Origin of the sequence: Nonomuraea sp. ATR24 (assembly GCF_041950485.1) — a bacterium.
Lineage (GTDB): Bacteria > Actinomycetota > Actinomycetes > Streptosporangiales > Streptosporangiaceae > Nonomuraea > Nonomuraea ceibae.
Map to the genome: position 1 here is coordinate 107,456 of NZ_JBGNUU010000019.1, position 12,613 is coordinate 120,068.

9 protein-coding genes, 1 tRNA gene and 1 pseudogene are annotated in these 12,613 nt (G+C 70.7%); 9 read left to right on the forward strand and 2 right to left on the reverse strand.

The window, feature by feature from the left end:
* Positions 1–111: 111 nt before the first annotated feature.
* Together ACBI99_RS35140 and ACBI99_RS35145 are read left to right on the forward strand one after the other, a co-directional pair.
* Positions 112–174 (forward strand): hypothetical protein, encoded by a 63-nt coding sequence (locus ACBI99_RS35140; protein WP_375074458.1) that lies wholly within the window; start codon positions 112–114, stop codon positions 172–174.
* A 111-nt stretch (positions 175–285) separates the two neighbouring features.
* A pseudogene (locus tag ACBI99_RS35145) lies at positions 286–528 on the forward strand (zinc ribbon domain-containing protein); the annotation flags it as partial.
* A 456-nt stretch (positions 529–984) separates the two neighbouring features.
* Here ACBI99_RS35145 and ACBI99_RS35150 read toward each other — a convergent pair.
* Positions 985–1,070 (reverse strand) — tRNA-Leu (locus ACBI99_RS35150).
* Between the two features lie 322 nt (positions 1,071–1,392).
* On the opposite strand from ACBI99_RS35150, the gene ACBI99_RS35155 reads away from it, so the two are divergent.
* Both ACBI99_RS35155 and ACBI99_RS35160 read left to right on the forward strand, forming a co-directional pair.
* Positions 1,393–1,986, forward strand: coding sequence for a hypothetical protein (locus ACBI99_RS35155; protein ID WP_375074422.1), 594 nt, complete (start codon positions 1,393–1,395; stop codon positions 1,984–1,986).
* 234 nt (positions 1,987–2,220) lie between these two features.
* The gene (locus tag ACBI99_RS35160; protein WP_375074423.1) at positions 2,221–4,224 is read left to right on the forward strand and encodes a chaplin family protein; all 2,004 of its coding nucleotides are present in this window, start codon (positions 2,221–2,223) and stop codon (positions 4,222–4,224) included.
* Between the two features lie 92 nt (positions 4,225–4,316).
* On the opposite strand, the gene ACBI99_RS35165 is transcribed toward ACBI99_RS35160, so the two are convergent.
* On the reverse strand, positions 4,317–4,502 hold the full coding sequence (locus tag ACBI99_RS35165) for a DUF5703 family protein (RefSeq protein ID WP_219517556.1): 186 nt from the start codon (positions 4,500–4,502) through the stop codon (positions 4,317–4,319).
* A 192-nt stretch (positions 4,503–4,694) separates the two neighbouring features.
* Between ACBI99_RS35165 and topA the strand changes: the two genes are divergently transcribed.
* The 5 genes from topA to ACBI99_RS35190 all read left to right on the forward strand — a co-directional run bounded on the left by topA (position 4,695) and on the right by ACBI99_RS35190 (position 12,587).
* On the forward strand, positions 4,695–7,397 hold the full coding sequence (topA, locus tag ACBI99_RS35170; protein ID WP_364171124.1) for a type I DNA topoisomerase: 2,703 nt from the start codon (positions 4,695–4,697) through the stop codon (positions 7,395–7,397).
* 54 nt (positions 7,398–7,451) lie between these two features.
* Positions 7,452–8,672, forward strand: coding sequence for a metallophosphoesterase (locus ACBI99_RS35175; RefSeq protein WP_375074424.1), 1,221 nt, complete (start codon positions 7,452–7,454; stop codon positions 8,670–8,672).
* 72 nt (positions 8,673–8,744) lie between these two features.
* A complete protein-coding gene (locus ACBI99_RS35180; protein WP_375074425.1) occupies positions 8,745–9,236 on the forward strand; it encodes a helix-turn-helix domain-containing protein in 492 nt (163 codons plus the stop codon).
* 126 nt (positions 9,237–9,362) lie between these two features.
* The gene (gene tmk, locus ACBI99_RS35185) at positions 9,363–11,405 is read left to right on the forward strand and encodes a dTMP kinase (protein WP_219517550.1); all 2,043 of its coding nucleotides are present in this window, start codon (positions 9,363–9,365) and stop codon (positions 11,403–11,405) included.
* A 9-nt stretch (positions 11,406–11,414) separates the two neighbouring features.
* On the forward strand, positions 11,415–12,587 hold the full coding sequence (locus ACBI99_RS35190; protein WP_357583038.1) for a DNA polymerase III subunit delta': 1,173 nt from the start codon (positions 11,415–11,417) through the stop codon (positions 12,585–12,587).
* Positions 12,588–12,613 lie beyond the last annotated feature (26 nt).

The following is a 12,613-nucleotide window of genomic DNA, read 5'->3' on the forward strand; positions in this document are numbered from 1 at the left end:
ATCTCCGGAGAGAGGTATCTCTGTTGACGCCCGTAGCAGAAGGACGATACCGAAGATACCTGGCCGCATGGCTTTGCCGGCGACGGGAGCTGGAGGACCACGTAATCAGCCATCCAGGCCATCCTGCTGAACCCTCGCTACACCGGTCGTCAGGTCTGGAACAAGCAGCGCTAGCAAGAAGAGCTCCTGGACGTCCAGGACGTCACTCAGGGCCACATCACCAAGCTCAAGTGGAATCCCGAGAGCCAGTGGGTCTGGTCGGAGAAGACCGCGCACGAGCCGATCGTGGACACGGAGACGTTCGAGCGTGTTCAGAAGCTGCTGTCGGCGAAAGGCCGCCCCGCCGTCGAGCGCAAGCCCCGTCGCAGTCCGAGAGCGTACGTCCTGCGCGGCCTGCTGCACTGCGGTGTCTGTGCCCGCCGGATGGAAGCCTCATGGAACAACGGCCGCACGCACTACCGGTGCAAGTTTCCCACCGAGTACGCCCTGGCCAACAAGATCGAGCACCCGCGTACGGTCTACGTCCGCGAGGACCACATCCTTGGCGAGCTGGACACCTGGCTGTGCCAGGTCTTCGCGCCCGTAAACCTCCGGCGAACGGTCGAGACCCTGTTGGATGCGCGGGACAGTGAGGCAGACCGGGCCGTGATCGAGACGGCCAAGCGGACCGTCGACGACTGCGACCGTCGGATGGCCCGCTACCGGACAACGCTGGACGCGGGCGGAGGTCCCGAGGAGATCGGCAGGTGGATGGCCGAGACCCGGGCCGAGCGGCTCAAAGCGGAAGGAAGCCTGCGGGCCGTCAACCGTAAGAAGGAGGTCATGGGGCTGATCCCAAGACTGGCCGAGATGACGCAGGTCCTCAAGGCCGCGGATCCCACAGACCGGAACGACCTCTACACGCAAATGGGCCTGCACCTCACCTACGAACCCTCAGAAAGAGTCGTCGTAGTTGAGGCCAGGCCCAGCATGTACCGGAGTACGTGTCCGAGGGGGGACTTGAACCCCCATGCCCCGCAAAGGGCACTAGCACCTCAAGCTAGCGCGTCTGCCTATTCCGCCACCCGGACTTGGTGCCTGCACGCGGGACCGTCATCTCGCGTCGGCTCCGTAAGGTTAGCAAACTCTGAGGGGTGCGTCATACCGGTTAACCACCCAGGCGTGGCGGCCCTCGTTTCTTGCCCTCCGCAAGCGCGTGTCGTGGGGCGGCGCGGCAGCTCCGACCCGCTTTGCCCCGATACGAGTGCCGCGAGCTTGACCACTTACTGGGTCTCTTGTGAAAAGCACTTGCGGCAACGTTGGGTGCTGCTACGGTTACGGACCGTTGAGGGGTGAGTCCGTGGACCGGCTCCGCCTGATGGTGGAGCCGGTCCTGGAAACCGAGGAGGACACGTGGCACGCACGGCGCGGCAGACGAGGGCGATGTCCCTCGATGCGTGGCGCGTGCCCGTGACTGTCTCAGCAGAGGATCCGATCACCCGCAGGGCTGACCGGATGGCGCGGTTCGCGGCCGGCGCCCGTCGGGTCGTCGTGCGAGCGGTCGCGGTCGGCAGTGTGCTGGCCGCGGGTTGGCTGCTCGCGCTTCTGTTCGGGATGCTCTTCTCCGCTCCGGCTGCCGCGGATTCCACCGCGGCGACAGGAGCCGGCACACCCCCGCACGCCACCGGGTCCATCAAGGACGGTTTCCCCCCGGTAGGCACGGCTCCGGTGTTCGACAACGCCGGGGCGATGGCCGGGCTGAAGGTCGACGGGCTCACCAGCCAGTCGGATCCCGGCCTCCCGCCATCCTCCACCGCCGACAACATCCTGGACACCGATGGCTTGGTGCCCAACGGCAGTGGCAACGGCCCGTTCGGGTCCAACATGGGGGACGTCGCGAGGTCTGTCTTCGACCCGCGGCTCGAGGTCATGCACGTCGCTCTTCCGTACGTGCTGCCCCCCGTCGTCCGCACAGCGGCGGACGACCCTTCTTTCTCTCCTGACTGAGTCCCCGCGACAGAGTTCCGGCTTTCCGATGCCGGTGGCGGAGCGCGGCTTCGATCCCTCCGCTCATGGCGGTTCACGACTTTCCGCCAACGGGTGACACGTCAGTCCCTGGTTCGCGATTTCCCCGAGGTCTCCGCTGTGCGCGGCGCCCTGCGATTCCGCAGGCCCCGCACGGGCCACGGCTGGGTGCGAACTGTCAGGTAATCCCCCAAGAAATCAGTAGGAGTATCCATTATGCGTACGTGGGCGAAGGCTTCGGCCCCAGCGGCTCTGCTCGCGGTGGCGGTCATGTCGTTCGGCGGCGGCACCGCGCTCGCCGACACCGACGGTGACTCCTCCGTCGGCGGCGGCAACCAGGTCAACCTGCCCATCTCGCTGCCCATCGACATCAGCGGCAACGCGGTCGGGGTGGCCGGCGAGTCCAGCGCCAGCTCCAAGGGGGGCGCGTCGGTGGTCGACACCGGCCGGGGCGGCATCCCCAACGAGACGTCCGGCAGGTCCAGCGTCCTGGGCGGCAACCAGGTCAACGCGCCGATCAGCGCCCCGGTCAACGCCTGCGGCAACGCGGTCTCGCTGTTCGGCAACTCCGACGCCGGGTGCACCGGCGGCTCGACGGTCAAGACCTCGGGCAAGGGCGGCGCGGGCGGCAACCGCACCTCGGGCGACCACAGCCTGATCGGCGGCAACCAGATCACCGCGCCGATCACGGCCCCGATCAACGCCTGCGGCAACGCGCTGGCGATCTTCGGTGACGCCACGGCGGGCTGCAAGGGCGGCGCCTCGGTGCACAACACCGGCACCGGCGCCGGGGGCAACACCACGTCGGGCCGTTCGTCGGCGCTCGGCGGCAACCAGGTGATCGCGCCGATCAGCGGCCCGATCAACATCTGCGGCAACTCGGTGGCCGTGTTCGGCGAGGCGTTCGCGGGCTGCAAGGGCGGCTCGTCCGTCACCAACGGCGGCGGCCACGGGCGCCACTACCACAGCTCCCGCCACGTGGGCTCGACCGGCAACGACACCGACGGGCGCTACGGCGCCGGCAGCGGCAACCAGGTCATCGCCCCGGTCAGCCTGCCCATCACCGCCTGCGGCAACGCGGTCGGCAACGCGCCCGCCGGGTGCGAGGGCGGCTCGTCGGTGCACAACTCGGCGGCCGGCTCCGGGGCCGGTGGCAACCACACGTCGGGCCGGTCGGGCGTGCTCAGCGGCAACCAGGTGGTCGCTCCCGTCACGGCTCCGGTCAACGTCTGCGGCAACGCGGTGGCGCTGTTCGGTGAGGCGTTCGCCGGGTGCAAGGGCGGCGTCTCGGTGAAGAACGGCGGCAAGGGCGCAGGCGGCAACGTCACGTCCGGGCGTTCCGGGGTCGGCTCGGGCAACCAGGTCGTGGCTCCCATCACCGCCCCGGTCAACGCGTGCGGCAACGCGGTCGCGGCGCTCGGCCTGTCGGAGGCCCACTGCAAGGGCGGCGCGTTCGTCTCGCCCCACAACGGTGTGGGCGCCGGTGGCAACACCACGTCCGGCCGGTCCGGCGTGCTGGCCGGCAACCAGGTGATCGCGCCGATCACCGCCCCGGTCAACGTCTGCGGCAACGCCGTGGCCGTCCTGGGTGACGCGGCCGCCGGGTGCCTGGGCGGGGCGCACGTCGGCACCCCGCCGCACCACGGCCACTACAAGAACCACAGCAGCAAGGCCCAGGCGGCCAAGGGCGGCGGCGTGCTGCCCGCGCTCCCGGCGGTGCCCGCGCTGAGCGGCCTCCAGGACGCCAGCGGTGTCGCCCAGCGGATGAGCGGCGGCTCCGGCCTGCCGCCGCTGCCGGTCGTCGGTGACGTCGCCGGCACGCTCGGCCTGCCCGCGGTCCCGGGCCTGCCCGGCGTGCCCGCCCAGCCCGCCACCCCCGCGGTCCAGGGCAAGAAGCCCGGCGTCCAGGGCAAGCGGCCGGGCGTCCAGGGCAAGCGGCCGGGCGTCCAGGGCAAGCAGCGGACCTCCGCCGCGACCGGCCCGGTGTCGGCGCTGGAGCCGGCCACCGCCCTCGTCTCCTCGACCCCGGTCGGCGGCGCCGTGAGCTCCGCGACCGGCAGCCTGCCCACGGGTGACCTGGGCCTGATGAGCGCCGCCCAGCCGACCGGCGTCACCGGGATGTCCACCGGCTCGCTGTTCGCGCTGGTGCTGGGCGCCATGTGCGCCGCCTCGGCCACCCTGTTCGCCACCACCCGCCGCTTCCGCCTCGGCCGGAAGTAGCAACACCTGGCCACTGCCCGCAGCCGGCGGGCAGTGGCCCATAGACGCTTTGCCCGTTCCGGGGGCGCGGCCCGGGGCGGGCAAAGCCTTTGTCATAGAGTGCTGCGCACGCGCACGATCTTTCGGCGCAGCCGTACACGGCGGCTCCCGTCGGGATGGAGCCGCACCCGGGCGAGCTCCCACTGGCCGTACTCAGCGTGCTCGGTCAGCAGCTGACGTGCGGCTTCGCGGGACAGATCGCGCGGAATGAAGATATCCATGTAGGAGTAGTCGAGCACAACGATTAGTCTCCAGGGTGAGTCAGGGCGCCATGCGTCTCGATGGGCCCTTATTCTGCGTGCTTGTGGGTGGACCCGGAAGCTAGTGGGTAGCCCCGGGGGAAGGAAAAATCCGCGAGTCGGGTTACCTTTCAGATCTGTGCCGGCTCCCGGCAGGGGGAATTGCAAGCGAACAGCGAGGTAGGAAGCAGCGTGCCAGCCAACAACGGCAGCGCCGGCGGAACACGCCTGGTGATCGTGGAGTCGCCCGCCAAGGCCAAGACGATCGAGCGGTACCTCGGCGCCGGCTACGTCGTCGAGTCCAGCATCGGCCATATCCGCGACCTGCCTGAGCGGGCCGACGACATCCCCGAGAAGTTCAAGGGGGAGACGTGGGCACGCCTTGGCGTCAACGTGGAGCACGACTTCGAGCCGCTGTACGTCGTCAACCCCGACAAGCGCTCGCAGGTGAGCAAGCTCAAGCAGCTGCTCAAGGACGCCGACGAGCTCTACCTGGCCACTGACGAGGACCGCGAGGGCGAGGCGATCGCCTGGCACCTGCGTGAGGTGCTCAAGCCGCGGGTGCCGGTGCACCGCATGGTGTTCCACGAGATCACCCCGCAGGCGATCCGCAACGCCGTGGCCAACCCGCGCGACCTCAACCTGCGCCTGGTCGACGCCCAGGAGACCCGCCGCATCCTCGACCGCCTCTACGGCTACGAGGTCAGCCCGGTCCTGTGGAAGAAGGTCAAGCCGAGGCTGTCGGCGGGGCGCGTCCAGTCGGTGGCGACGCGGCTGGTGGTCGAGCGCGAGCGCGAGCGCATGGCGTTCACGGCCGCCCATTACTGGGACCTCCAGGCGCTGTTCGACACGGGCAAGGCCGAGGAGCGGCCGCGCGACTTCACCGCCACGCTGACCGGCGTCGACGGCAAGCGGGTCGCGCAGGGCCGCGACTTCGCCAGCACCGGCCTGCTCAAGAACAACGACGTGCTCCACCTGACCGAGGCCGCCGCGGGCGAGCTGGCCGGCCGGCTCCAGGGCTCGTCCTACGCGGTCAAGTCCGTCGAGCGCAAGCCGTACACCCGCAAGCCGTACGCGCCGTTCCGGACGACCACGTTGCAGCAGGAGGCCAGCCGCAAGCTGGGCTTCTCCGCCAAGTACACGATGCAGGTGGCGCAGCGCCTCTACGAAGAGGGCTACATCACGTACATGCGTACCGACAGCATCACGCTGTCGGAGACGGCCGTCGCCGCCGCCCGCTCGCAGGCCATCAAGCTGTACGGCGAGGCGTACGTGCCGGACAAGCCGCGCGTTTACAGCGGCAAGGTGAAGAACGCGCAGGAGGCGCACGAGGCGATCAGGCCGTCGGGCGAGCAGTTCCGCACGCCGGGCGAGACGGGGCTGACGGGCGACAAGTTCCGGCTGTACGAGCTGATCTGGCAGCGCACGGTGTCGTCGCAGATGAAGGACGCCGTCGGCGAGTCGGTCACGGTCAAGGTGGGCGGCAGGTCGTCGGCGGGCGAGGACGTCGAGTTCACCGCCTCCGGCCGGACGATCACGTTCTACGGCTTCCTCAAGGCGTACGTGGAGGGTCACGACGACCCGTCGACCGACCGTGACGACTCCGAGAAGCGGCTGCCCAACCTGGCCGAGGGCGACGCGCTGAGCGCGACCCGGCTGGACGTGGCGGGTCACTCGACCAAGCCGCCGGCCCGCTACACCGAGGCGTCGCTGGTCAAGGAGCTGGAGGATCGCGAGATCGGCCGCCCGTCGACCTACGCGTCGATCATCGGCACGATCCTCGACCGTGGCTACGTGTTCAAGAAGGGCACCGCGCTGGTGCCCTCCTTCCTGGCGTTCGCCGTGGTCAACCTGCTGGAGCAGCATTTCGGCAACCTGGTCGACTACGACTTCACGGCCGACATGGAGAAGGTGCTCGACGACATCGCCAACGACCGGGCGGAGCGGGTGCCGGAGCTGCAGCGCTTCTACTTCGGCGGCGACGGTGACGAGGGCCTGAAGGAGATGGTCACCGACCTGGGCGACATCGACGCCAAGGAGATCAGCTCGTTCCCGATCAGGGGCACCGACATCGTCATCCGCGTCGGCCGCTACGGCCCGTACCTGGACCGCGACGGCGCCCGGGTCAACGTGCCCGAGGACATGACTCCCGACGAGCTGACCGCCGAGAAGGCCGAGGAGCTGTTCTCGCGCCCGACCGGCGACCGTGAGCTGGGCCGCGACCCGGTGAGCGGGCACATGATCGTGGCCAAGGACGGGCGGTTCGGCCCGTACGTGACCGAGATCCTGCCGGAGGAGGCGCCGCCTGCCGAGGGCGCCCCGAAGAAGCGGACGAAGAAGGCGGACGCCCCCAAGCCGCGCACCAGCTCGCTGTTCAAGACGATGTCGCTCGACACGATCACGCTGGACGACGCGCTGCGGCTGCTGACGATCCCGCGCGAGGTGGGCGAGCTCGACGGCGAGCCGGTGGTGGCGCACAACGGGAAGTTCGGCCCGTACCTGAAGAAGGGCACTGATTCGCGCTCGCTCGGGTCGGAGGAGGACCTGCTGACGGTCACGATCGAGCAGGCGAAGGAGCTGTTCGCGCAGCCGAAGCAGCGTGGCAGGGGCCGGGCCGCGGCCGCGGCGCCGCTGCGCGAGCTGGGCGAGGACCCCAACTCCAAGAAGCCGGTCGTGGTCAAGGAGGGTCGTTTCGGGCCGTACGTGACCGATGGCGAGACCAACGCCTCGCTGCGCAAGGGCGACACGGTCGAGGAGATCACGATCGAGCGGGCGGCGGAGCTGCTGGCCGAGCGGCGTGAGCGGGCGCCCGCGCCGAAGAAGACGACGAAGAAGGCGCCGGCCAAGAAGGCCCCCGCCAAGACGGCCGCGAAGAAGCCCGCCGCCAAGTCCTGAGAGCCCTCTCAGCGGCCGTACGCGGGCTTGATCGCGCGCTCGTAGCATGACGGCGTGCTCTTCGTCTTCTTCATGGTGGCTCTGGTCGCGGCCGTCCACTATTACCTGTGGCACCGGCTCGTCCGCTCCACCACCGGGCCGGGGAGGCTGCGCAGGGGCCTGAGCTTCGTGGTGGCGGGGCTGTTCGTGCTCGTGGTGGCGACCTTCGTGGCCTCGCGTATGGAGGCGTTCCACTGGCTGGCGTGGCCGGGCTATCTGTGGATCGCGGTGATGTTCTACCTGGTCGTGTTCCTCGTGGTGCTGGAGGTGCCGCGGGCGGTGGCGGCGCTGGTGATGCGCCGTCGCGGGAGGCGTCCGGCGCCGGTGGTGGAGCTGGTGCCCGCCGGGGCGGGGCCGTCGGGGCCGGCGGGGTCGTCCGAGGAGCCCGGGCCCGCCGCCGACGGCATGAGCAGGCGGCTCTTCCTGGGTCGGGCCACCGCCGCGGTCGCGGGCGTCGGCGCGCTGGGCACGGTCGGCTACGGCGCGTCGGTGGCGCTGGGCGACCCGGTGATCGAGCCGGTCAGGGTGACGCTGCCGGGGCTCGACCAGCGGCTGCGCGGGCTGCGGTTCGCCGTGGTGAGCGACATCCACCTGGGGCCGCTGACCGGGATCGGGCACACCGAGCGGATCGTGCGCATGATCAACGGCCTGGAGCCCGACGTGGTGGCGATCGTCGGCGACCTGGTCGACGGCTCGGTGTCCGCGCTCGGGCGGCTGGCGAAGCCGTTCAAGAACCTGGAATCCCGCTACGGGGCCTATTTCGTGACCGGCAACCACGAATACTTCACCGAGCAGGGGCCGGGCGAGTGGATCGAGGAGCTGGCCGACCTCGGCGTGCGGTCGCTGCGCAACGAACGGGTGGAGATCCGCCACCAGGGCGCGGTGCTGGACCTGGCCGGGGTGAACGACGTCAACGGCGTCACCATGAACGACGGGCCCGACTTCGCCAGGGCGCTCGGCGGGCGCGACCCGAACCGCGCCGCCGTCCTGCTCGCCCACCAGCCGGTGCAGGCGGAGAAGGCCGCCGAACACGGCGTCGACCTGCAGCTCTCCGGCCACACGCACGGCGGGCAGATGGTGCCGTTCAACCTGATCGTCCCGCTCCAGCAGCCCGTGGTGTCGGGGCTGGGCACGGTCAAGGGCATGCCGGTGTACGTGACGCGCGGGGCCGGATATTGGGGCCCTCCGGTGCGTGTCGGAGCGCCGCCTGAGATCACTATGCTGGAGCTGCGCTGACTTTACGCAAACCAGTGGTCACGCTGGGCTAATCTAGAGTAGTATCCGAACGGATACTACGGGAGGTGACGGATGAAGCCCGACGTCAAGTTCTGGGCGGAGCACGGCGCGATGCTGCTCAAGCACGCCCGCCACACGGCGCGGCTGCACCAGCAGCAGCTCGCCGAGGGCAGCGGCACCTCGCGCACGACGCTCTCGGCCTATGAGCACGGGCGCAAGTCGCCCACCCTGGAGACGGCCGGGCGCATCCTCGACGCCGCCGGGTTCCGGCTGGCGCTGGAGCCGAAGGTGGAGTTCGCCGGTTCTGTGCCGAGTTGTCTGCCGCGGCTGCCGGTGTCCGCGGCCCTGGGCATTGTGGCCCACGGCGACCGGGTCTACGATCTGGCCGACCGCGAGCAACGCCGCGAGGCCTATGCGGCGCTGCTGAGCGAAGGCCGGCCGCAGGACGTGCTCGATCACGTGGATGGGGTGTTGCTCGTCGAGCTCTGGGAAGATCTCGATCTGCCCGCGCCCGTCCGCACGGCCTGGGCGCCGCTGATCGAGCGGGCCAAGCGCGGTGACTGACGGAGCTGGGAGCGGAGACGGTGTCCATGAGCGGTGCACTTCCCGACACACTGACCGGTGCGCTTACCAGCGCACAGCCGGTCATATCCGACTCGCCGCTCCCCCTGACCTGGATACGCTGACATCATGACCGTCCTTGGCCGCCGCCGACAGGCACACGTGCTGGCAAACGCGCCGTTCCGCCGGCTGTGGACTGCCATGTCGGTGTGCAGCCTGGGTGACTGGCTCAACATCCTCGCGCTGACCGCGATGGCCGGAAACCTCACCCAGGGCGACTACCGCACCCAGTCCCTGGCCATCGGCGGCGTGTTCGTCGCCAAGATGCTGCCCGCCGTCCTGCTCGGGCCGCTCGCCGGGGCGTTCGCCGACCGGTTCGACCGGCGGCTGACGATGTTCGCCGCCGACCTGGCCCGCTTCGCCGTCGTGCTGTCGATCCCGATCGTCGGCAGCTACCAGTGGGTCATCGTCGCCACGGTCCTCGTCGAGTGCGTCAACCTGTTCTGGGTCCCGGCCAAGGACGCCACCGTCCCCAACCTGGTGCCCAAGGAGCAGCTGGAGTCGGCCAACCAGCTCAACCTGATGGTGACCTACGGCAGCGCGCCGGTCGCCGCCGCGCTGTTCGCCGCCCTGTCGGTGGCCGGCGACGTGGGGCGCAACCTCGTGCCGGCGCTGGCCGGGGTCGACGCCACCGCGCTGGCGCTCGTCGTCAACGCCTGCGCCTACCTGGTGTCGGCGTTCCTCATCTTCACGCTGCGCGACATCCCCAAGCGCGACGGCGCGATCTCCACGCCCTCGGTGCTCAAGCAGATCGTCGAGGGCTGGCGGTTCGTCGGCGGCAACCGGCTGGTGCGCGGCTTGATCATCGGCATGCTGGGCGCGTTCGCGGCCGGCGGCGCGGTGGTGGGCGTCGCCAAGATCTACGTGGTGGCGCTGGGCGGCGGCGACGCCGCCTACGGCGTGGTGTTCGGCGCCGTCTTCGTCGGCATGGCGCTGGGCATGTTCTTCGGGCTGCGGCTGCTGCGCGAGCTGTCGCGGCGGCGCCTGTTCGGGCTGTCGCTCATCGTGGCCGGGCTCGTCCTCATGGCCATCGCGCTCATCCACAACCTGGTGATCGTGGTCATGCTGACCGTGGCGCTGGGGGCGTGCGCGGGCATCGCCTGGATCATCGGCTACACGCTCATCGGCCTGGAGGTCGAAGACGGGCTGCGCGGGCGCACGTTCTCCTTCCTGCAGTCGACGGCCCGGGTGACGCTGCTGCTGGTCGTCGCCGTGGCCGCGCCACTGGCCGCGCTGTTCGGCGAGCACCTGCTGACCTTCGGCGACCTGACCTACGAGTTCAGCGGCACCAACCTGGTGCTGCTCGTCGGCGGCGTGGTGGCCGCGCTCGTCGGCGTGCTCGGGCTGCGCCACATGGACGACCGCAAGGGCGTCCCCATCACCGAGGACCTGATCGCGGCGCTGCGCGGCGAGCGGTTCAAGGCTGGGCCCGCCGAGCACGTGCCGGGGCTGTTCGTGGCCTTCGAGGGCGGCGAGGGGTCCGGCAAGACCACCCAGTCCAGGATGCTCGCCATCTGGCTGCGCGACCAGGGCTACGACGTGGTTCAGACTCGCGAGCCCGGCGCCACCAAGGTCGGCATGCGGCTGCGCGCCATCCTGCTCGACGCCGCCGAGCGCGGCCTGTCGGCGCGGGCCGAGGCGCTGCTCTACGCCGCCGACCGGGCCGAGCATGTCGAGAAGGTCATCCGGCCCGCCCTCTACCGGGGGGCGCTGGTGGTGTGCGACCGCTACGTCGACTCCTCGCTCGCCTACCAGGGCGCCGGGCGAGCGCTCGACCCCGGCGACGTGTCCAAGGTCAACGCCTGGGCGACGGGCGGGCTGGTGCCGCACCTGACCGTGCTCATCGACACCCCGCCCGAGGTGGGGCTGACCCGGCTCGGCGGGGCCGCCGACCGGATCGAGTCGGAGCCGCTGGAGTTCCACGAGCGGGTGCGCAAGGAGTTCCGCGCGCTGGCCGCCGCCGCGCCCGAGCGCTACCTGGTCGTCGACGGCACCCTGGAGCCCGACGAGATCACCCGCGCCATCCAGGACCGGGTCCGCGAGATCCTGCCCGACCCGGTGCCGCGCACGTCCGAGGACATCACGGGCACGATGCCCGCCATCCGCGACTAGCCTTGACCCGTGGGTGTCTTCGATGACCTGGTAGGCCAGACCCAGGCGACGGCCGTGCTGTCGCGGGCCGCCGCGGCCGCCGCCGAGGCGGTGAGCGGCGGGCGCGGCGCCGGCATGACGCACGCCTGGCTGTTCACCGGCCCGCCCGGCGCGGGCCGCGAGGACGCCGCCCGCGCCTTCGCCGCCGCGCTGCTCTGCCCCGACGGCGGCTGCGGCCACTGCGACCAGTGCCACCAGGTGCTCATCGGCTCACACCCCGACCTGGAGTGCGTACGTCCCGCCGGGCTGTCCTACAGCGTCAAGCAGACGCGCGAGCTCATCCTGCGCGCGGCGGGCGCGCCGACCCAGGGCCGGTGGCGGGTCATCCTGTTCGAGGACGCCGACCGGGCCACGGAGTCCGCCGCCAACGCCCTGCTCAAGGCCATCGAGGAGCCGCCGCCGCGCACCGTGTGGCTGCTCTGCGCGCCCGCCCCCGACGACCTGATGATCACCATCCGGTCCCGGTGCCGGCTCGTCACGCTCACCACGCCCGGCACCGAGGCCGTCGCGCACCTGCTGGCCACCCGCGACAGCGTCCCGTGGGAGACCGCCCAGTTCGCCGCCCGCGCCGCCCAGGGCCACATCAGCCGCGCCCGCGCGCTGGCGCTGGACGAGGGGGCCCGCCGCCGTCGTGAGGCCGTGCTGTCCATCCCCCGGTCGCTGTCGGGCGTCGGCGAGTGCGTCAGCGCCGCCGAGCGGCTGGTCAAGACCGCCGAGGAGGAGGCCGCCGCCGCCACCGCCGCGCTCAACGAGAACGAGACCACCGAGCTGCGCAAGATCTACGGCGAGGGCTCCACGGGCAAGGGACTCAACCGGGGTCTGGTCCGGGGCGGCGCGGGGGCGCTGAAGGACCTGGAAGACCGGCAGAAGTCCCGCGCCACCCGCATCAAGCGCGACTCGCTCGACGCGGCGCTGCTGGAGCTGGTGTCGTTCTACCGCGACGTGCTGGCCATGCAGTTCGGCGCCGGGGTCGAGCTGGCCAACGACGACCTCCGCTTCGACCTCGACCAGGTGGCCAAGGCGACCACCCCGGAGGAGACGCTGGGGCGCATCGACGCGATCATGCGCTGCCGCGAGCGCCTCGACCTCAACGTCAACCCGCAGATCGCGGTCGAGTCCATGATGCTGTCGCTCAGGGCGTGAAGCTCCGTCCCGGCGCGGCGCGTACT